General features: G+C 37.3%; 19 protein-coding genes and 1 riboswitch. Of the genes, 12 read left to right on the plus strand and 7 right to left on the minus strand.

Going from position 1 to position 20,129, the window contains the following annotated elements; translation table 11 throughout:
• Nucleotides 1–109: 109 nt before the first annotated feature.
• The 3 genes from CJ229_RS07145 to CJ229_RS07155 all read left to right on the plus strand — a co-directional run bounded on the left by CJ229_RS07145 (nt 110) and on the right by CJ229_RS07155 (nt 3,347).
• Nucleotides 110–1,579, plus strand: coding sequence for a SulP family inorganic anion transporter (locus tag CJ229_RS07145; protein ID WP_102167153.1), 1,470 nt, complete (start codon nt 110–112; stop codon nt 1,577–1,579).
• Nucleotides 1,569–1,988: a universal stress protein gene (locus tag CJ229_RS07150; RefSeq protein ID WP_317846550.1), complete on the plus strand. Its 420-nt coding sequence runs from the start codon at nt 1,569–1,571 to the stop codon at nt 1,986–1,988. The genes CJ229_RS07145 and CJ229_RS07150 overlap by 11 nt, the downstream gene beginning before the upstream one ends.
• 75 nt (nt 1,989–2,063) lie before the next feature.
• On the plus strand, nt 2,064–3,347 hold the full coding sequence (locus tag CJ229_RS07155) for an NCS2 family permease (protein ID WP_180953391.1): 1,284 nt from the start codon (nt 2,064–2,066) through the stop codon (nt 3,345–3,347).
• Nucleotides 3,348–3,456: 109 nt separating this feature from the next.
• Here the strand turns inward: CJ229_RS07155 and CJ229_RS07160 are convergent, their stop codons facing one another.
• Both CJ229_RS07160 and CJ229_RS07165 read right to left on the minus strand, forming a co-directional pair.
• Nucleotides 3,457–4,518: a hypothetical protein gene (locus tag CJ229_RS07160; protein WP_070710499.1), complete on the minus strand. Its 1,062-nt coding sequence runs from the start codon at nt 4,516–4,518 to the stop codon at nt 3,457–3,459.
• A 257-nt stretch (nt 4,519–4,775) separates the two neighbouring features.
• Nucleotides 4,776–5,120, minus strand: a complete 345-nt coding sequence (locus CJ229_RS07165) for a phospholipase D-like domain-containing protein (RefSeq protein ID WP_070710501.1) — start codon at nt 5,118–5,120, stop codon at nt 4,776–4,778.
• A 168-nt stretch (nt 5,121–5,288) separates the two neighbouring features.
• Between CJ229_RS07165 and CJ229_RS07170 the strand changes: the two genes are divergently transcribed.
• The 4 genes from CJ229_RS07170 to thiD all read left to right on the plus strand — a co-directional run bounded on the left by CJ229_RS07170 (nt 5,289) and on the right by thiD (nt 9,119).
• Nucleotides 5,289–6,689, plus strand: coding sequence for an FAD/NAD(P)-binding protein (locus CJ229_RS07170; protein WP_180953392.1), 1,401 nt, complete (start codon nt 5,289–5,291; stop codon nt 6,687–6,689).
• 34 nt (nt 6,690–6,723) lie between these two features.
• A riboswitch (TPP riboswitch) is annotated at nt 6,724–6,818 on the plus strand.
• A 43-nt stretch (nt 6,819–6,861) separates the two neighbouring features.
• On the plus strand, nt 6,862–7,668 hold the full coding sequence (locus CJ229_RS07175) for a hydroxyethylthiazole kinase (protein WP_102167156.1): 807 nt from the start codon (nt 6,862–6,864) through the stop codon (nt 7,666–7,668).
• Nucleotides 7,665–8,297, plus strand: a complete 633-nt coding sequence (gene thiE, locus CJ229_RS07180; RefSeq protein WP_068129515.1) for a thiamine phosphate synthase — start codon at nt 7,665–7,667, stop codon at nt 8,295–8,297. Before CJ229_RS07175 ends, thiE begins: the two co-directional genes overlap by 4 nt.
• Nucleotides 8,298–9,119, plus strand: coding sequence for a bifunctional hydroxymethylpyrimidine kinase/phosphomethylpyrimidine kinase (thiD, locus tag CJ229_RS07185; protein WP_102167157.1), 822 nt, complete (start codon nt 8,298–8,300; stop codon nt 9,117–9,119). It begins immediately after the preceding gene.
• A gap of 39 nt (nt 9,120–9,158) precedes the next feature.
• Here the strand turns inward: thiD and CJ229_RS07190 are convergent, their stop codons facing one another.
• Nucleotides 9,159–9,344: a CsbD family protein gene (locus CJ229_RS07190; RefSeq protein ID WP_068129518.1), complete on the minus strand. Its 186-nt coding sequence runs from the start codon at nt 9,342–9,344 to the stop codon at nt 9,159–9,161.
• Nucleotides 9,345–9,424: 80 nt separating this feature from the next.
• Nucleotides 9,425–10,819 (minus strand): L-cystine transporter, encoded by a 1,395-nt coding sequence (locus CJ229_RS07195; protein ID WP_102167158.1) that lies wholly within the window; start codon nt 10,817–10,819, stop codon nt 9,425–9,427.
• Between the two features lie 122 nt (nt 10,820–10,941).
• On the opposite strand from CJ229_RS07195, the gene CJ229_RS07200 reads away from it, so the two are divergent.
• Nucleotides 10,942–12,393 (plus strand): aldehyde dehydrogenase family protein, encoded by a 1,452-nt coding sequence (locus tag CJ229_RS07200; RefSeq protein WP_102167159.1) that lies wholly within the window; start codon nt 10,942–10,944, stop codon nt 12,391–12,393.
• 28 nt (nt 12,394–12,421) lie between these two features.
• Here the strand turns inward: CJ229_RS07200 and CJ229_RS07205 are convergent, their stop codons facing one another.
• Nucleotides 12,422–13,462 (minus strand): PTS sugar transporter subunit IIC, encoded by a 1,041-nt coding sequence (locus CJ229_RS07205; protein ID WP_102167160.1) that lies wholly within the window; start codon nt 13,460–13,462, stop codon nt 12,422–12,424.
• Nucleotides 13,463–13,608: 146 nt separating this feature from the next.
• Entirely contained in the window at nt 13,609–15,213 is a 1,605-nt protein-coding gene (locus CJ229_RS07210; protein WP_102167161.1) for a BCCT family transporter, read from the minus strand.
• Between the two features lie 186 nt (nt 15,214–15,399).
• Here CJ229_RS07210 and CJ229_RS07215 point away from each other — a divergent pair, with 186 nt between their 5' ends.
• From CJ229_RS07215 to CJ229_RS07225, 3 genes are all read left to right on the plus strand, one after another.
• Nucleotides 15,400–17,274: a heavy metal translocating P-type ATPase gene (locus CJ229_RS07215; RefSeq protein ID WP_102167162.1), complete on the plus strand. Its 1,875-nt coding sequence runs from the start codon at nt 15,400–15,402 to the stop codon at nt 17,272–17,274.
• Between the two features lie 70 nt (nt 17,275–17,344).
• Nucleotides 17,345–17,602, plus strand: coding sequence for a type II toxin-antitoxin system Phd/YefM family antitoxin (locus CJ229_RS07220; protein WP_068129527.1), 258 nt, complete (start codon nt 17,345–17,347; stop codon nt 17,600–17,602).
• Nucleotides 17,599–17,871, plus strand: coding sequence for a Txe/YoeB family addiction module toxin (locus CJ229_RS07225; RefSeq protein ID WP_102167163.1), 273 nt, complete (start codon nt 17,599–17,601; stop codon nt 17,869–17,871). The genes CJ229_RS07220 and CJ229_RS07225 overlap by 4 nt, the downstream gene beginning before the upstream one ends.
• A gap of 30 nt (nt 17,872–17,901) precedes the next feature.
• On the opposite strand, the gene CJ229_RS07230 is transcribed toward CJ229_RS07225, so the two are convergent.
• Nucleotides 17,902–18,456: an NADPH-dependent FMN reductase gene (locus tag CJ229_RS07230; RefSeq protein WP_070457085.1), complete on the minus strand. Its 555-nt coding sequence runs from the start codon at nt 18,454–18,456 to the stop codon at nt 17,902–17,904.
• A gap of 190 nt (nt 18,457–18,646) precedes the next feature.
• On the opposite strand from CJ229_RS07230, the gene nhaC reads away from it, so the two are divergent.
• Nucleotides 18,647–20,113, plus strand: coding sequence for a Na+/H+ antiporter NhaC (nhaC, locus tag CJ229_RS07235; RefSeq protein WP_070457084.1), 1,467 nt, complete (start codon nt 18,647–18,649; stop codon nt 20,111–20,113).
• Nucleotides 20,114–20,129 lie beyond the last annotated feature (16 nt).

Here is a 20,129-nt window from a genome sequence, read left to right on the forward strand (position 1 = left end):
CTCACATTATACGTTGTGTTTTTTCTTCTTAAATTATAATATAGCAGATATTACATGCAACTATACTGTTATTTCCATTATAATAGATGTTTGTAAACTGGAGGTTACTATGGTAGAAAAAATAAAAGCCGAGTGGCTAAATCAGCCGCTTCAAAATATATTGGCAGGGATTGTCGTCTCACTTGCGTTAATTCCAGAAGTGATTGCTTTTTCTTTTATTGCAGGTGTCGAACCGATGGTTGGGCTATATGCGTCGGTTGTTATGGCGATTTCTATTTCGTTTTTAGGTGGTCGACCAGCGATGATTTCTGCAGCTGCCGGTGCGATTGCGCTTTTAGTGAGCCCACTTGTTAAGGAGTATGGTGTTGATTATTTAATCTTCGCAACGATTGTGATGGGGATTATCCAAGTCATTTTTGGGTTGCTAAAAGTCGGTTCTTTACTGAAGTTTATACCGAATTCCGTCATGATTGGTTTTGTGAATGCTCTAGGGATTTTAATCTTTATGGCACAACTTGAGCATATTTTTAATATATCATTTGCGACATACATATATGTCACTGTCACGTTACTGATCGTGTATATTACACCGCGTTTTGTTAAGACGATTCCAGCACCACTATTTGCGATTGTCATTTTAACGAGTGTATATATTATCTTTGGTGCAGATATTAAAACAGTCGGTGACCTAGGGGAAATTAAACGTACATTACCAGAATTAATTATTCCGAATGTACCGTATACGTTAGAAACGCTACTCATCGTTTTACCTTACTCGATTTCTATGGCGATTGTCGGACTCGTTGAGAGTTTGTTGACAGCTAAAATCGTCGATGATGCGACAGGTACGATGAGTAACAAAAATAAGGAATCTCGCGGACAAGGGATTTCAAATATTATTACAGGTTTCTTCGGTGGAATGGGTGGTTGTGCGATGATCGGACAATCAGTCGTAAGTGTTGAGTACGGTGGTACAACACGTCTTTCGACGTTTACTGCAGGTGCCTTTTTAATGTTTATGATACTCGTTTTAGGCGATATTATGGTTCAGATTCCGATGTCTGTACTCGCAGCGATTATGGTAATGGTCGCGTTAAAGACATTTGACTGGGGCACTTTTAAATACGTGAAGTACGCTGAAAAGAGCGATATTTTCGTCATGCTCGTTACAGTCGCAGCAGTCGTTTTAACGAACAACTTAGCGGTCGGGGTCATTCTCGGGGTGCTGTTAAGTGCGTTATTTTTCTTAAGAAAAATATCGAACGTATCAGTGACAAAAGAAGTAAGTGACGTCGTTACGTATAAAGTATCAGGGAATATTTTTTACGCGTCGATTGAATCGATGATGGACCACATCGACTTAAATGATAAAGGCCAGACAATATACTTAAATTTCGACGACTCAAGAATATACGATGACGCTGGATTAGAGGCGATTGAACAGATTGTTCATCAACTAAAAACACACAATCAAGTGTACGTGACACATTTATCTAAAAACAGTTATGATAAGTTTATAACACGAACTACGATAGAAGAGTCTCATCTCATACAAAAAGGAGTGCACGATGATGTATAAATCAATACTACTCGCTTCAGACGGCTCGGATTATAGTTTCCGCGCTGCAAAAGAAGCGTTAAATTTTAGAAGTGAAGAAAGCGTCATAACAGTGTTAAGTGTATTAGAAACTGAAGCGGTGAAATACGACTTTTTACAAGACGAACCTGGCGAGAAAGATATAAAAGAGAAACATATTAAAGTGCTTCAGCCAATTACTGAATTATATGATTCAAACAATGTAAATTATCAACTCCGTTTAGAATCGGGGAATCCGATCCGAAAAGTAGTAGCAATCGCAAACGAAGGTACTTATGACGTTGTCGTTATCGGTTCAAGAGGGTTAAACGCATTCCAAGAGATGATGCTCGGAAGCGTGAGTCATCAAGTCACGAAGAAATCAAAAATACCAGTTGTGATCGTGAAGTAGTGAGAACCTCTAGACGACTAAGCGAATGAAGCGTAAAATTAGTATGTTAGTTTAATCATTAGGGAGAATATAATTATGAATGAATTCTTTAAGTTACATGAACGTGGGACAGACGTCCGTACGGAGTTAATTGCGGGTCTGACAACGTTTCTTACGATGGCGTATATCGTCATCGTAAACCCAGCGATTTTATCAGCAGCTGGGGTACCGTTTAACCAAGTATTTATTGCGACAGTGATTTCTGCAGTTATCGGTACGCTCATTATGGCGTTATGGGCGAATTATCCAATCGCAATCGCGCCTGGTATGGGTATGAACGCATATTTTGTGTCGGTCGTATTCACCGAAGGTGTTACGTATCAAGCAGTATTCGGAACAGTGTTTTTTGCAGGGGTAATATTTTTACTGCTAACATTTACGTCACTTCGTGAAACACTGATCCGCTCGATTCCGACACCGTTAAAAGTTGGAGTCGCAAGTGGTATTGGTTTATTTATTGCTTCACTTGGTTTAAAAATGTCAGGTATTGTCGTGGCAGATGAAGGAACGCTCGTTGCGTTTGGTGATATTAAGTCACCGGTAACGATACTAACAGTCGTTGGGTTATTACTGACGTTAATTCTTGTTGCGCGTAACGTTAAAGGTGCATTATTTATCGGAATGCTCGTGACGGCAATCATCGGTTACGTGACTGGACTTCTTCACATCGATAATGGTGTCGTATCTACGCCTCCGTCACCAGTATTTTTTGATATCGACTTAGGCGGAGTATTTAGTCAATCGTTATACTCAGTCGTATTCGCATTTTTACTTGTAACACTATTCGACACGACAGGTACGATGATCGGTGTTGCTGAACAAGCAGGTCTTATGAAAAACGGCGAACTACCAGGTGCTAAAAAGGCGTTAATGGCAGATGCGGTCGCAACGACAGTTGGTGCGACGTTTGGTTCGACACCGTCAAGTGCGTATATCGAATCATCATCAGGTGTTCAAGTCGGTGGACGTACTGGGCTTACGACGTTAGTCGTAGCGGTACTATTTATGTTAACGTTATTCTTTTCACCGATTATTGAATCTATTTCAGCGTTATCTGCAATTACAGCACCAGCACTTATAATCGTTGGTAGCTTTATGATGACGGGATTAGCGAAAGTCAATTGGTCGCGTTTTGATGACGCATTCCCAACGTTTATTATCGTTTTAACGATGCCATTTACGGCAAGTATCGCAACGGGAATCGCGCTCGGATTTATCACATATCCGTTACTCAAACTCGTTGCAGGTAGAGGTAAAGAAGTTCATCCTTTAATATATGTGTTTGCGGTATTATTCATTATCCAAATCGGATTCTTATAAGGAGAGATATTTTACTCATACAGAGGACGAATAAAACAAAAATACGGTAAATGATTCTTGAATCATTTACCGTATTTTTTTATTTACATAATTATAGAAAATGTAAAAATCAATACTCTGATGGTGTTACGATATTGCTGTAGTACCGTAAGATGTCGTAAGGAACTTTAAGGATAGGTACAACTTTGGCCTCATTAATAATTCTCTTAGATTCGTTGAGTGAGTAATTATCATCATCTAGCCATCTTTGATCTTGAAAATGTGCAGGCACGTTATAATAAGTAAATGTACCATCTTTGTTATCGACAAAAGTCACTTGTCCATCAGCGAGTATTTTAGCCTGAATAGTTATCGTTCCTTCCTGTAGCGCGACAGTACTATCTATATTATAGGGATTTAGTGGCTTATTACTCATATCACTATATGTGAGGTAAGGCGTTGTCGGATCTACTGGAATCGAATCTATTGTTTCATCATTGTAAAAATATGTCAGCCACGCTAGAGCGATGATATCTTCTTTTGAGTAATCTTCGTAAGTCATTTCATCAGTTAAAACAATTTTTTGTGATATCTTTTCTAAATCATCATCGTAGTATTTGTCAAATAAATCTTTAATATTAAACACATATCCTATTTCTCTGAATTCTGCATAAGACAAAGTTTGTTGAGTTCCTGTTATGACAATTTCATTTGTTTCTTCATCTATAATTATTATAGATTGTGCGTTTGTTTTTGGTGGAGATACTGAATAAATTTTTTGATTTTTAGTCAAGCCAGGGGAAATATGATAATCCATGGGACTTAATAGTAAACGGTCTATTTGTTCAACTGAAGTAAAACTAGGTGCGCTATGTTCAAAAGAGCCAGATAACAAATCATCAGCAGTTATACTAATGTCGCTGATTGAATCTTCTTTAAGCGCCATTGCAACGATGTCATTAACAGTTAGATTTTCATAAGACTGTTTCTCTTTTGACTTATCCTTAGTATCTTTTTTCATATCTGCTTTTTTATTGCTCTCATTATCTTTATCTTTCTTTTTGTCTATTACTTGTTTGTCTTGTTCTGAACTATTCTTTCGCTCAACGACAATCTCTTCAGGATTTTCTTGTGATTGGCTACAAGCAGAAAGAGTTAATGTTAGTAAACATAACATCAATAGAAATCTCATTAGCATTTTCTCCTTAATCTAATTGATTCAGTGTAATTATATCGAAAACTATTAATATTGCTAAATAAAAATAGGGATAAACATAGGAAGTTTATTCCTATTTTGCGATATACGTGTTTGTTTTTAGTATACTCTCGTGATTACTACGTGTATCTGTATTTACAAGTGTTATTTTTAATGAACTTAGATTGTCTAGTGATTCTATATCTATTTAGCATGAGCATATTAATAAAAAGAACTATGTAAGATAACTATCCCTAAAATGTGGAAAGACCTAGCCTTTCTTGAATTCTGTAGAGAATTGTTTTCATAACACTATCTTCTCTTTCTTCTTCATAATCGAGCGTGTAAATACCATCTTCGTTGTTCCAAAGTCTATTGTAGTATTCGTTCATAGCAATCATTTCTTCGCTGTCCGAATTTGACTTCACAATAAGGTCTGTTTCTAAGTTTAAGTCTTTCAAGTTACGTCTTGTAAAGTTAGATGAGCCTAGAATTAATGTGGATTCCTCACCATTATTGTTATGAAGCATAAATTTTGCATGATACTGCTCGCCATGCGACTTATACCAACGAATTTCAGGTGGGTTTTTGTAGTTCATTAACTACTTTTACCTTAAATTCAAAGCTATGTTTTTTATACTTCATACAAAAACACCCCTAAAGTTGGATTTTAGTGTCCAACTTTTGGGTAGCACATCATTCTAGACAGGAGTTTTTATTATGAGAAACGGGTATGTGTAATGAAACAGTTAGAAATGAGGTTGTATATGAAAATCGCAATTGTCGGTGCAGGCATGGCCGGCATCGGAACACTTCGCTATTATATTGACCATATCGATAATCCTGATATGGAAATTTATATGTTCGATGATTCAAATGCTGCAGGGACTGGATATCCATTTGGGCCAGATGATGACGCATTATTACTCAACCAGCGACTAAAAAAGATGACGCTCGCACCGTGGGACGATAAAAAAGAATACGTCAAATATTTAAAGAAAAATAATCCGGACTTATTAAAGCACGAATTTATTACGCGACCAGAATTTGGTGAGTATTCTAAAGACGTGTTTTCAGAGTATGTAAAAGATAGCCGAGTGACGTTCGTACCGACAGTCGTCGATGATATCGATGTAATAGAAAAGACGTATATCATACATGCAGATGAAAAATACGAAGTCGATATCGTACACTTATGTATCGGTCAGTTGCCTCAAACGGATATTTATAATTTAAAAGAAATTGACAAATATATCGCAACACCGTTTCCGATAGAACGCAATAGTGAGGTGTTATTAAACGCGAAATCTGTCGGAGTGATTGGGACAAACTTAACGTCACTCGATATTATTATGTATTTACATCACAATAACTATAAAAACGATATTTTAGTGACGTCACGAAGTGGCACAGTGCCCTTCATTAGAGGAAATGAAGCGGAAGTCGATATCGACGTAGAAGCGCTAAAACAAAATAGAGACATCACGATTCAAACAATCGTCGATATATTTAAAGAAGAAACGAAGAAGCAAGGTATAGATTTTCATCTTTTAACAGAGCTCAATGACATGCCGGTCCTCGATTCTCTCACATATCAACTCGAACATTTAGATACGCTCGGTGTAGTTCAACAAATCGCTGAAGCAATGTCAGAAGTACTTCGAGAAGTGTGGAATCATTTGTCCATAGAGGATAAAAAGTACTACATTAAGCATATAAAAGGGACGCACGGCCAATTAACGGGACCATTTCCGAAAATGACAGCTGAAAAAATCGTAGAACTAATTGAAGCAGGACAATTAACTTACGTATCGGGAGTAAAAGATATTAGTTATGATGACGAGTTTGTTATCAACTCTGAAGATGGTAGTTATTCAGCAGACGTTATGGTGAGTGCGGTCGGTCCAAACTTAAGTGGCGAAAATTTAGCCGATGAAAACAACGCTTCACCTTTAGTGAAGACGCTTATTGAAAAGGGGATTCTACAAGTCGACGAGCTTGGCGGTATAAAGATTACATACCCCGAGTTTTCGGTAATCTCTAAAGCTGGTGTGTTAGATACTATGAAATTATACGGGAACTTAGTATCTACAACGCACATCAATAACTCTGGTGTGAACTTAATATTAAAGAAAATACCGCATTCGATTGACAAAATTATCCAATGAATGACGACTGATGTGTTATACTAAAGAAAATAATATAGACATTTCGGGGTGCTACTTTTGTGGCTGAGATTATACCCATTGAACCTGTACAGATAATGCTGGCGTAGGTAACAAATGTTTAGGGCTTCTTTGAGCACTCCGAAATTATGAAAATAATTAAGGAGTGCTTTTTTTGTTTGATTTTAAACCGGGGTTTCCGCTTCAATCGAGCCCGCTCGTGAACTGTATTACGAATCAGATTTCTATAGAAATGATCGCAAACAGTTTACTCTATGTCGGTGCAAAACCGATTATGGCCGCTCATATCGAAGAACAAGATGAAGTAATTCAAGCCGTAGACGCATTGTTTATTAACTTAGCGCGCCTACCACACAATGAAGCGACACATTTAGTACATGCAGCGAAGCGTGCGAATTCTCATAAAAAGCGAGTCGTTGTTGATTTAGTCGGATACGGCGTCAGTCAGTTTAGAAATAGTATTGGTGACGCACTTGTTGATCTTAAGCCGGCAGTAGTAAAAGGCAATATGTCTGAAATGCGTGCTTTTTGTAAACTGAAGAGCCATGGCCGAGGGGTAGATGCTGGTGAAGAGGATACGAAAGCGGACCGTTTAGAGGAATTAATCGACGCGTTAAAAGATAAAACACTAGAGCATGAAAACACAGTCTTCTTAGCGACAGGTCCAGTCGATATTATCGTCAGTAAAGATCATGTAGTAAAACTATCGAATGGCGTCGAATATAACGGTCAATTTACTGGAACTGGAGACACGGTCGGTGCGCTTATAGCTGCGAATTTAGGTAGTGGTCTTCATCCTGTAGACGCATGTATTAACGGAGTCAGTTATTTTAACATTTGCGGTGAAGTCGCAGCAGAGAAAAGTCGTGGTCTTAACGAATTTAGATTTCATTTATTAAACGAGTTATCTCTATTAAAAGATACAGATTGGACGAAAGAAGTTAAAGGAGAATACGTATGACATTCGATTTAAGTTTATATTTAGTGACAGGACGCTATGATTATAGCGATGATGAGTTTTTATCGATCATTGAAGAAGCGTGCAAAAATGGGGTCACGATCGTACAACTACGAGAAAAAGAGTTAACGACAAACGCGTTTTATAATCTCGCCGTTAAAGTAAAAGAAGTGACGGACAAATATAACGTGCCACTTATTATTAATGACCGTGTAGATATTGCTTTAGCAGTTGACGCTGCGGGGGTTCATATCGGGGATGATGAGTTACCTGTACATATTACTCGACAAATTATAGGTGACGATAAAATACTCGGTGTCACTGTAAAAACAACCACTCGAGCGATAGAAGCAGAGAGAGGTGGCGCAGATTATTTCGGCGTCGGGGCATTCTTTGATACAAACACAAAAGAAACGATTGTTCAGTCGAAAGAAGCGTTAGTCGAGGTCATTCAACATACGAACGTGCCATCTGTTGGGATCGGTGGTCTTAAAGAAGAAAACATAGACGTATTAAAAGACACAGGAGTAAAAGGTGCAGCTATTGTTTCTGAAATTATGTTAGCAGAAAACGTTGCAGAAAAAGTAAGTGGTTTAAAACAAAAAATAGATTATATTTTGGAGGACAATTAGATGATTAACTCAACACCACAAGCAGTTACAATCGCAGGTTCAGACTCTGGAGGTGGCGCAGGAATTCAAGCAGATTTAAAAACATTTCAAGCGCGTAACGTATTTGGAATGAACATTGTCGTCGCACTCACTGCACAAAACACAAAAGGCGTACAAGACGCGTATTATGTACCGACAGAGTTTATTGATGCACAATTTGATTCTCTCGCAGATGATTTTAAAATCGGTGCGTGTAAAACAGGTATGCTCGCAAGTGAGGCACATGTAAAATGTGTTGTAGAAAACTTAAAAAGAGTCGATTTTGGACCGTACATATTAGATCCCGTGATGATAGCAAAAGGTGGTCATAAATTACTCGAAGACGGCGCAATCGACTCAATAAAGTCAGAATTAGTACCACTTGCAACGGTCATTACACCGAACATTCCAGAAGCGGAAGTGTTAACAGGCTTAACGATTCAATCTGGAGAAGATATGGTTGAAGCGGCGAATTACTTAAAAGCACTAGGGGCAGAAAACGTCATTATTAAAGGCGGACACCGTGATGATTCATATGCTGAAGACTTCGTCAGTTTAAAAGATGAAGAGTTTTGGATGCGCGGCACACGTATCGATACAAATCGTACACACGGTACAGGGGATACGTTCGCAGCGTGTATCGCATCTGAACTTGCTAAAGGAAATGATCTAAAAACGTCAATTATTACGGCGAAGAGTTTTATCCAAAGCGCGATTGAAGAAGGTATCGAAGTTGGTCACGGACATGGTCCCGTTAACCACTGGGCAGAGGTAAAAAATAGTATTGAAATTATCGAAAAATAAAAAAAGGGAGTTCCATTCGGAACTCCCTTTGTCATGCGATTATTCGCCTAATTTACCAAGTTTGTCTTTTGCCTTTTCAGATGCGTTATCAATTGAATCTTTCGCTTTACCAGCAGCTTGATCTGCTTTACCTTCGAATTCTTTACTCTTATCGTTTAACGCTTTACCAGCTGTTTCTTTTGCTTTACCTTTTAATTGATCTACTTTACCTTCAAATTTACTCATTCATATCATACCTTTCATTTCTGAAGTACTAGATATATACCCGGTTTATATGTTTTAAAACATCGAACCGTAAAATTGAGTTAGATATTTGAAGTTGTAAGTTCATCGTAAGACATATTATCGTAAGTGTCTTTATCTAATGTACCGTCAGTTTTTGCTGTTACAGTACCTGCGACTATAGAGTCACTAACGTTTAATGCTGTACGTCCCATATCGATTAACGGCTCAACAGAAATTAATACTGCTGCGAGTGCGACTGGTAAGTTCATCGTACTTAAAACGATAATGGCAGCAAACGTCGCACCGCCTCCTACACCAGCGATACCAAGGCTTGTAACTACGATAACGACGATTAACGTGAGTATAAACTGTAAGTCAACATTCACTCCAGCAACTGGTGCAACCATTATCGCAAGCATTGATGGGTAAATTCCTGCACATCCATTTTGTCCAATCGATAATCCGAAACTTGCAGAGAAGTTTGCAACACTTGACGGAACACCGAGACGTGTCGTTTGAGTTTGAATATTTAACGGTAACGCACCTGCACTTGAACGTGACGTAAATGCGAATAGTAACACTTCAGCCGTCTTTTTAACGTAAGTGAATGGGTTTAACCCCGTTAATGCAATAATAATTAAATGAACGATAAACATCGCAATGAGTGCAACGTAAGACGCGACGACGAATAAGCTTAAATCCACTAAAGCTCTAAAGTCACTTGTTGCAACAGTATTTGCCATAATTGCTAAAATTCCGTATGGCGTTAAGCGTAAAATGATTTTAACGAGTTCCATGACGAAATCGTTGAGGATTAAAATCCCCTCTGATAATTTGTTTGCACGTACTTCATCGTGTTTTTTAAACTTTAATAAACTATATCCGAGTAATGCTGTGAAAATTACGACCGCAATTGTCGAAGCACCACGCTGACCTGTAAAGTCTAAAAATGGATTTGCTGGGATCAGTTGCGTAATTTGCTCTGGTAACGTTAACCCTTCAATTTCTGAAGCTGTTGATTCAATATCTAAACTACGCGCGTTTTCAGCTTCCCCTAAATTAATACTTGAAGCGTCTAAGTTAAATGCGATAGCTGTCGTAATACCAATTACCGCAGAAATTGCAACGGTAATGAGTAAGATTGAAATTGCCTTAACTGCAGACTTTAAAAATTTCTCTCTAACTTCTAATTTCGCAAATGCACTTAAGATTGATACGAAGATCAGTGGAATAACGATCATACGTAGTAATCGAATGAAGCCATTTCCGATGAGGCCCATCCAACCTGTTGTTTGAGTTGTGACGTATGAATCAGCACCATATAGAAGCTGAATAATTCCTCCGAATACTAAACCAATACCGAGTGCGATTAATACGCGGTATGAAAATTTAATATGTTTTTTTTGCATGAAAAAAACTCCAACAAGGAGCGCAAAAAATACAACTAGATTTATAATAATAAATGTAGCGTCCATGAATAACATCCTTTTTAAAATTTTGATAAATCGATTATAGGACAATTTTAATTCCTAGTAAATAGATATGTTTTAAATTAATAAAATATTTTTTGGGTATAGTATAAAAATGGAGTGATGATATGAATATATTTTTAACTTTAAATAAAAGTTATATAGATGGAAAATTTGTTGAAGGCGACAGTGGAGAAGTATTTCAGTCGTTAAACCCGTTTGACGACTCGTTGGTTGCAGAAATTCCGCTCGCGAGTTTAGAGCAAACGAACAAGGCATTTGAAGTTGCGGATAACAGTGAATGGAAACACAATCCAAAACAACGTAAAAAAGTACTTAAAAATCTTATCAAACTATTTATACAGCATAGAAAAAATATCGTAGACGTCTTAATTAAAGAGAGTGGAAGTACTTTTGTTAAAGCGAATGCTGAATATGTTGCGACGATTAATATTTTAAGAGAGTCTTTAAAATTAGTAGAAAAGATTGGACACGTTGGAAATCGTTCATCTCTTATACCAGGTAAGAAAAATTTAATTTACCGCTCACCAAAAGGAGTAGTGTCGTCCGTTGCGCCATTTAACTTCCCGTTACATTTATCGATGCGTACAATTGCGCCAGCACTAGCGTTAGGCAATGCGGTCGTCCATAAACCAGACGTTCAAACAGGAATCGTGAGTGGGGCGATACCGGCAGTATTATTAAGAGAAGCGGGAGTACCGAGTAACGTTTTTCAGATGGTGTTAACTGAACCGAAACTTGTTGGTGAGGTATTTTTTACGCATGAGAAAATTAATGCGATTAGTTTTACAGGATCGACTGCAGTTGGTAAACACATTCGTAAAGTAACAAACGATAGATTTATATCGACAGCGCTAGAACTTGGCGGGAATAGTCCTTTTATCGTTATGGATAATGCGAATTTAGATCATGCAGTACGTGCGTTAATTCCTGGGAAATTTTTACATTCCGGTCAAATATGTATGAGTGTCAATCGAATCATCGTTCATGAATCAGTATATGAAGAGTTTATCGATAAATTTAAAGCGGCAACTGAAAATTTAAAAATGAGTGTCGAACACAATAAAGTTGGAATCATCGGTCCGATTATTAATAAAACACAGCTTGAAAAAACTAAGAAATTTATCGAAATGGCAAAAGAGTCTGGAGAAATGGTGTTAGAAGGTGAAGTGAGTGGTAATTTTGTCACACCATTTATCTTTAAAGATATTAAAAATGACAGTGAGATCGCACAAACTGAATTATTTAGTCCGATAGCGTTAATTATAAAAGCACGTTCTAACGATGAGGCGATTCGTTTTGCAAATGATACAGATTACGGACTATCGGCTGCGATATTTACTGAAGATGTTGAAAAAGGACAGAAGTATGCGGAACAGATAGAAAGTGGTATGGTACACATCAATGAACAAACGGTTCTTGATTTTCCGAATATACCGTTTGGTGGCGTTAAAAATAGTGGTATGGGACGTTACGGGAATCCATATGTGTTAGAAGATTTTACAGATTTAAAATGGATGAGTACTCAGCGTGGGCCGTTACCATATCCGTTTAATTAAAAAAGACTGCAGCTTAGTTGCAGTCTTTTTATGGTTTAAATAGGAACATTTCTCTCGTATATTTTGGTAGAAATTTTAAGCATAACTTATCGACGATAAATGCAGTGATGACAGGAACGATGAGATACGCCACTGTAAGTTTAGCGATATTCATACCAGTACTACCGTCCATTAACGCTAACGAGTTAATTGGACCAACTAATCCTGTGTGACCAAAACCTGCTGACATCGGTGTACCTTGAACGTTCATAAAGTATCCTGTCGCACCGACGATAATTCCGTTAATGACTAACGGGACCGCGATAATTGGATTTTTGAAGTACACTGGCATCATCATTTTACCTGTACCGATGATGAGAGCGATGATTGTACCTTTGTTGTTAATTCCAATTGAACCGAATAAAAACGTCATACATGCTGTTAAAATTCCTAAGTTCGCTGCACCACTCGCTAGTCCAGAGAGACTGACAACAGTCGCAATCGCAACGAGTGAAATTGGTGTTGCGAGAAATGCAGAGTAAAATACACAAATTAAAATCGTCATGAGAAGCGGATTTAAATCTGTAAAGTGCGCAATTAATTCACCTAAACTTGTCGTCACAAGTTTTGAGTACGGTAAGATCATTAATCCGATTAAACCGGGAACGACACCACCGAGAAACGGTAAAAATACGATGTTCAGAGATCCGAGTTTATCGCCAATGAATACGATAATAGCCGCTGCAATAATGAGCGTAATTAAAACGTTAATTAGATCTCCCATTCCTTGTAAACGGACACCCGTTTCTTCAAACACTAACGCTCCAGAACCAATTAACGCTGCGCCTCCTAAAATTACGCTGCGAATCCCGTCAAACTTTAAGTTGATCCCCGCTAATACACCGATAATGACAGATGTAATTAACTGAAATGAACTTACTGCATTACCGATCGTTATAAAGACGTCAGAATAACGTCCAAAAAACTTTAGTACTTCTCCGAGTAATGCACTAGAAATTAATGCAACGACGATACCAATCGCCATCCCATTTAATATATTAAAAAAGAAATCCTTTTTAGACATTTTCATACGAAAGAATCACTCCGTAATATGTATTTTTCATAATCATATCCCTTATATGGTGAATAAACAATATGTATTCTTGGAAAGTTGAATATAATTTTTATAGATACAAAATAAAAAACCCTACCGATATAAAATCGGTAAGGATAATTTTAGAATACATTGTCTGGATTTTCTCTTTCCATATCTGTATTTGGATGTTCTTCTACGTGTTCGTAATATTCTTCTAACTTATCTTGGTCTGGCGTAATTGTAAGTCCTAAGTTTCGTCTTTCTAAATCTGCGTCTTTATAGAAACTGATTGTCATTAGGATAATTACGATACTAAATGGGAAAGCAGATATAATCGCTGCTGATTGTAACGCGCCTAGACCTTCGTCACCGCCCGTGAGCAATAGTACAAATGCGATGAGTGACAGTAATACTCCCCATACGATTTTAATTCCTTTAGGTGGTTGTAACGTTCCGTATGACGTTTGCATACCTAAAACGAATGTCGCTGAGTCCGCTGATGTAATAAAGAATATCGATACTAATAGTATTGCGATTGTTGAAAGTACGACACTTAGTGGTAATTCATTAAATATCGCAAATAACTGTGTTTCTGGTGGTAACGCTAATATGCTGTCTGAATTTTGAGCGACAGTAATTCCTGTCGTTCCAAATACACTAAACCAAATTAAGCTTACGATTGTTGGAACGAGTAATACTGCAATAACAAACTGTCTAATTGAACGTCCTTTTGATACACGTGCAATAAATATACCAACGAAAGGACTCCAACTGATCCACCAACCCCAGTAGTAAATGGTCCAGCTTTTCAGCCATTCAGATTTTTGCTCATAGAGAGGGGCTACGTCGAAACTGTTTTGTAAAAAAGTTCCGAGGTAAGATCCTGCAGTTGTTGTCATCATATTTAAAATAAGGATCGTTGGCCCTATGAAAAATAGAGCAACTAATAATAGTACTGCAAGTGACATATTAATGTTACTTAAATATTGAATCCCTTTAGATAATCCACTCCAAGCACTCGCTAAGAATAGAATTGTAACAACAAAAATAATTATAAACTGTACTAAAATATTTTGAGGCACATTCAATAAATAATTCAGACCTGCGTTAATTTGTAACGTACCTACACCTAAAGATACCGCAACCCCAATAACAGTTGCGAATACCGCAAGTACGTCGACGACTGTACCTAATGGACCATCTACTCGGTCTCCAAAAATAGGTCTTAACGTTTTAGACAGTAAACCATCTTCGTTCTTTCTAAATTGGAAGTAAGCGAGAGATAACGCAACGATTCCATATACCGCCCACGGATGGAATCCGTAGTGGAATATCGTTGAACGCATTGACTCCATGAACGCTTCTTTAGTTTCAGGGTCAGTGGATGGTGGTGCTAGATAATGGGAAATAGGTTCTGATGCGCCGTAGAACACAAGACCGATCCCCATACCGGCACTGAATAACATCGCTAACCAAGAAATTGTTCTGAATTCAGGTTCGTCATTCGGTTTACCGAGTTTTAATTTTCCAATCGGACTAAATATTAAAAATACTGAAAATATAATAATTACCGTAACAAGTATCATGTAATACCAACCAAAAGTAACTGTAATATAGTTACTTAAAGCTCCAGTCAATTCACCGAATCTTGCTGGCATAAACATACCAAATAAAACAAGAATTAGTACTAAAATTGACGCGTATTTAAACACTGGTGATATTTTTTGCTTACTTTTATCGGTCATTTTAACACTCCTTTTTTATACACAAGTATATAGACTAACATATTGATACTTAGAATAAAAGGATGTTTGAAAAAAATAATAATAACTAATCTAAACCATTGTATTTCTTATTTAAAATTATTATAATTAAGTATAGATATAGCATTAAATTAAATGATAATTTTCTAAATTAGTAGGTGAACAACTTTGAAAAAATGGTTACAAAACAAAGGCTTCAGAAACACGGTGATTTGTGCGGTTCTTATTGTTATAGGGATTGTACTTCAATACCAAAGCCTTGAAAATGTTGCGATTCCAGTGTTTATTGCTGCTTTTTTAATCGGGGGATATTATAGCGCTAAAAACGGAATCGAAGAACTGATTCACGACAAACATTTAAACGTAGACGTACTGATGATTTTAGCTGCCGTTGGTGCATCGATCATCGGTTATTGGATGGAAGGTGCACTGTTAATTTTCATTTTCAGTCTTGCTGAAGCAATGGAATCGATGGCAAACGAAAAAAGCCGAAACGCGATTTCTGAGTTAATGAACTTAACGCCAGACGAAGCACGTCGTTACAATGAAAACGGCGAAATTGAAGTCGTTCCAACTGCTGAGCTAAAAGTTGGAGATAAAGTTCAAGTGCCACGCGGTGAAACAATTCCAATTGACGGAAAACTACTTTCAACTGACGCGGTTGTTAACGAAGCATCTGTTACAGGTGAATCCGTTCCTGTTGAAAAACTAACAGGAGACGAGGTCATCGGGGGGACGATTAACGAAGGTAACAGAATCGATATGGAAGTCACAGTTGAAGACAGTAACACGTTATTTGCTAAAATTATTCGACTTGTCGATGAAGCGCAGTCTTCACCAAGTAAAACAGCGAGTTTTATTGAGTCAATTGAAGATACTTATGTAAAAGTTGTATTAGTCGGGGTTCCGTTATTTATCGCTTTAGCGTACTTTGTACTCGACTGGGGTTGGACAGAGTCGTTTTACCGTGGGATGGTACTTTTAACAGTTGCGTCACCATGTGCATTAGTCGCAAGTGCAACACCTGCAACACTTTCAGCAATTTCAAACGCTGCACGTAACGGAATGGTGTTTAAAGGCGGTCAAACGATTGACAACACGAATGCGTTAAATGCGATTATATTTGACAAAACAGGTACGTTAACAGTCGGTGAGCCTGCTGTTACAGATGTTTATTACGTAGATGGTGTCGACCACGCACATGTCGATGAGGTTATTAAAAGTGCGGAATCAGGATCTAAGCATCCAATTGCAGTAGCGATTTTAGATTACTTAGAAGACACGCCACTCATTGAACTCGGTCACGTTGAGGATATTACAGGTAAAGGATTCTTAATTCAAAACAAAGGTAGCGAATGGAAAGTCGGAAAGCATAGTTATGTGTTAGATGAATCTAATATTCAGCTATCTGAAGAAGTGAAGCGTGTCGTAATTGAAAAAGAATCGACAGGAAACACGGTAATTTTCGTGAGTCGTGATAACGAGTTACAAGCGTTTTATGCGCTAGAAGACGTCGTGAAAGAAAATGCGAAAATTGCGATTGAAAAACTTAATAACATGGGTATTCAAACGATTATGGTTACGGGTGATAATGAAAATACCGGAAAGCATATCGCAAAACAAGTTGGTATTAAAGAAGTTCATGCAAATAAAATGCCAGATGAAAAATCTTCTATATTAGATGAATTAAAAGAAAAATATGGTAACATCGGAATGGTTGGAGATGGTGTAAACGATGCACCGGCGTTAGCGAAATCTTCAGTTGGATTTGCGATGGGTTCAGGAACAGATATCGCAATGGAAACAGCAGACGTCGTACTTATTAAAGACGACTTAACGATGATACCGTACTCTATAGGATTATCTAAAAAGATGAAACGAATCGTCATTGCGAACGTTTTATTTGCAATTGCGGTCATCGCGTTACTCATCATTGCGAACCTTTTCCAAGCAATAAACTTACCACTAGGAGTCATTGGCCACGAAGGATCAACAATTCTAGTTATATTAAATGGTTTAAGATTATTAGCGTATAGAGATTAGACATTTGTATTCTTGATGAATAATAGCTTATAATAAACGTACATATAAACGTACGTTTGGAGTGAAGGATATGGAAATTATTACACCCACAAAGGCTAGGGAAAATTTTTATAATATTTTAAAAGAAGTTAATGAAAGTCATAGTCCAATAGTTATTAGTGGTAGCAAATCAAACTCTGAAGCAGTCCTTATTAGTAAAGAAGATTGGGATAGTATTAATGAAACGCTATATTTAGAAAATAACGGTGTATTAAATGTAGTTAGAGAACGAATGGAAGATAATAGTGGTTGGACAGATATTGACGATATCAATTGGGATGAGCTATGAGCGTAACACAGTATAAAGTTATTATTAAAAATAGTGCAAAGACCGATTTGAAAAAGATTAAGCAATCAAACTTAAAGTATAACTTTATGAAGATTATAAAGACATTAAAAAATGATCCCTTTAAATCGACACAATCATTTAAAAAGCTCGTACCAAAAAGTGAGGGAAGATATTCTAGAAGAATTAACCATCAACACAGAGTGGTTTATACAGTAAATGAAGATGAGAAAATCGTCTATATTTACTCATGCTGGTCTCATTATGAATAAACGCCGAGTACAGTTGTACTCGGCGTTATTTTATTTGTTCTTACGTTTACTAAATGATTGATGTGCCTCGGCGATGTCGATTGTTTCATCTGCTAAATTATCGAGTCGGTGCAAGATGTTAACGTCTGTGAGTCGCTTTCCTTCGTATGCTTCTGGTGTGATGAATACATATGATGATAGTACGTGTGCTTTCATGTAGTTTAATATTGGCTTCAGCATCATTTCTGCAACTAAGAAATGTCTATTGGATCCTGCTGTTGAGACGATGGATACTGTTTTTCCTTTTAAGCCATTGATTGGTAATAGGTCGAATAAGTTTTTTAGAACTGCAGGGATTGATGCTTGGAACACTGGGAATCCGATAACGATGACGTCAGCGGCTAACATTTTAGAAATAACTTCTTTTGTGTCACCCGACCAGTCTTCATAATGACGACCATCTGCTAAGTTGAGTGTTTTATCTTTTAAATCGATCATCTCGATATTATGAGTATTATAATGTGTTTCAAAATAATCTGTGACGTATTGTAAAGCAGTTGCCGTTTTTGAACCGACATTCGCTCCAACTAATACTAGTATATTCATTACGTTCTCTCCTATAAAATTATCAATTATATCGTATCATTTTCTTGGTGTATTGTAATATATGACGATTAAAATCAGTCAAATTGTTGATGAAAATGTCAGCGATTTTTTGAAAATATTTAAGAAATCGCTACCATTTTTTGTTTTAATCGCTATAATTAAAAAGAGATTATTATTAGGGGGATTTTCAATGAAGGAAAGTAAACTAGAATCACCAAGACAGATTAACGTCTTTTTAGCAATTATACCGTTCATTGTTATGATCTTTTCGATGTATGTTGCGGTGGTTAAATTTGAAATTGATCCGCACGTGCCGTTAATTCTCGGTACGGCAACTGCTGCGATTGTCGCTCTTATTTGTGGTTATAAGTGGGATTCACTTGAAGAATTTATGTATAAAGGAATCAAACTCGCACTACCGGCTGTCGTTATTATTATTTTAGTTGGTCTCGTCATCGGTTCTTGGATCGGTGGAGGTATTGTTGCGACGATGATTTACTACGGTTTAATTTTATTAAATCCTAAATATTTCTTAGTCACGATCATGCTTATCTGTGCATTAGTTGCACTTGCGATTGGAAGCTCATGGTCAACGATGGCAACGATTGGTGTTGCTGGTATGGGTATCGGTATGTCGATGGGGATTGAACCTGCGATGATTGCCGGAGCTGTTATATCTGGAGCTTATTTTGGAGATAAAATGTCACCGCTATCAGACACGACAAACTTAGCTGCTGGTTTAACACACGTACCGTTATTCGATCACATTAAACATATGTTTTACACGACGATTCCAGGGCTTATTATTTCATTAATCGTATTTTTAATTATTGGACTTAAAGTAATTGGTAACGAAACGTTAAATGATGAAGAGGTGAATAGCATGCTCAATGCGATGCAAGATAACTTTGTCATTTCACCGTGGCTATTTTTAGTACCAGTCATTGTTATCGTTTTAATCGTATTAAAAATGAGTGCTGCACCTGCACTATTCATCGGTGCGATGCTCGGGGTACTTGCTCAAGTATTTGTTCAAGGTGGATCACTCAGCACGTCAATTGACGTCTTAACAAACGGATACGCTTTAGAAAGTGGTAACGAAAGTGTAGATACACTGTTTAACCGCGGTGGATTACTCGACATGATGTATACTGTTTCGATGACAATCGTTGCGATGACTTTCGCAGGGATTATGGAGTACTCAGGCATGCTTCAATCGATTATGAACCAAATTTTAAAAATCGCAAAAGGAACATTTGGTTTAATTTCAGCTACACTTGCTTCAGCGTTTTTCACAAACGCAACGTGTTCTGAACAATATATTTCAATCGTTGTACCGTCAAGAATGTACTTAAAATCATATATAGACAATAAACTACATCCGAAAAACTTATCACGAAGCTTAGAAGATGGTGGTACGTTAACGTCAGTATTCATCCCGTGGAATACGTGTGGGGTATTTATATATGGAACGTTAGGAGTGTACGCTTGGGATTACGGCCCATACGCGATTTTAAACTTCTCTGTACCAATTATTGCACTCATTTTAGCTGCGACAGGTATTGGGGTTAAATATATTACTGACAGCGAAAAAGAAGAGTTCTTAGAAGATATTTACGGTTCAGAACAAGCGAAACCAGCAAGCAATGAGTTATAATATACGTATGAAACAT

The sequence above is a fragment of the Nosocomiicoccus massiliensis genome, from assembly GCF_002871345.2.
Lineage (GTDB): Bacteria > Bacillota > Bacilli > Staphylococcales > Salinicoccaceae > Nosocomiicoccus > Nosocomiicoccus ampullae_A.

Excerpts from the sequence above, each read along its gene's own strand:
- CJ229_RS07170 (WP_180953392.1), top strand. The coding sequence starts at position 5,289 with ATGAAAATCGCAATTGTCGGTGCAGGCATGGCCGGCATCGGAACACTT.
- CJ229_RS07155 (WP_180953391.1), top strand. The coding sequence starts at position 2,064 with ATGAATGAATTCTTTAAGTTACATGAACGTGGGACAGACGTCCGTACG.
- CJ229_RS07195 (WP_102167158.1), bottom strand. The coding sequence starts at position 10,819 with ATGGACGCTACATTTATTATTATAAATCTAGTTGTATTTTTTGCGCTC.
- nhaC (WP_070457084.1), top strand. The coding sequence starts at position 18,647 with ATGAAGGAAAGTAAACTAGAATCACCAAGACAGATTAACGTCTTTTTA.
- thiD (WP_102167157.1), top strand. The coding sequence starts at position 8,298 with ATGATTAACTCAACACCACAAGCAGTTACAATCGCAGGTTCAGACTCT.
- CJ229_RS07220 (WP_068129527.1), top strand. The coding sequence starts at position 17,345 with ATGGAAATTATTACACCCACAAAGGCTAGGGAAAATTTTTATAATATT.
- CJ229_RS07200 (WP_102167159.1), top strand. The coding sequence starts at position 10,942 with ATGAATATATTTTTAACTTTAAATAAAAGTTATATAGATGGAAAATTT.
- CJ229_RS07225 (WP_102167163.1), top strand. The coding sequence starts at position 17,599 with ATGAGCGTAACACAGTATAAAGTTATTATTAAAAATAGTGCAAAGACC.
- CJ229_RS07160 (WP_070710499.1), bottom strand. The coding sequence starts at position 4,518 with ATGAGATTTCTATTGATGTTATGTTTACTAACATTAACTCTTTCTGCT.
- CJ229_RS07150 (WP_317846550.1), top strand. The coding sequence starts at position 1,569 with ATGATGTATAAATCAATACTACTCGCTTCAGACGGCTCGGATTATAGT.
- thiE (WP_068129515.1), top strand. The coding sequence starts at position 7,665 with ATGACATTCGATTTAAGTTTATATTTAGTGACAGGACGCTATGATTAT.
- CJ229_RS07210 (WP_102167161.1), bottom strand. The coding sequence starts at position 15,213 with ATGACCGATAAAAGTAAGCAAAAAATATCACCAGTGTTTAAATACGCG.
- CJ229_RS07230 (WP_070457085.1), bottom strand. The coding sequence starts at position 18,456 with ATGAATATACTAGTATTAGTTGGAGCGAATGTCGGTTCAAAAACGGCA.
- CJ229_RS07190 (WP_068129518.1), bottom strand. The coding sequence starts at position 9,344 with ATGAGTAAATTTGAAGGTAAAGTAGATCAATTAAAAGGTAAAGCAAAA.
- CJ229_RS07145 (WP_102167153.1), top strand. The coding sequence starts at position 110 with ATGGTAGAAAAAATAAAAGCCGAGTGGCTAAATCAGCCGCTTCAAAAT.
- CJ229_RS07165 (WP_070710501.1), bottom strand. The coding sequence starts at position 5,120 with ATGAACTACAAAAACCCACCTGAAATTCGTTGGTATAAGTCGCATGGC.
- CJ229_RS07205 (WP_102167160.1), bottom strand. The coding sequence starts at position 13,462 with ATGAAAATGTCTAAAAAGGATTTCTTTTTTAATATATTAAATGGGATG.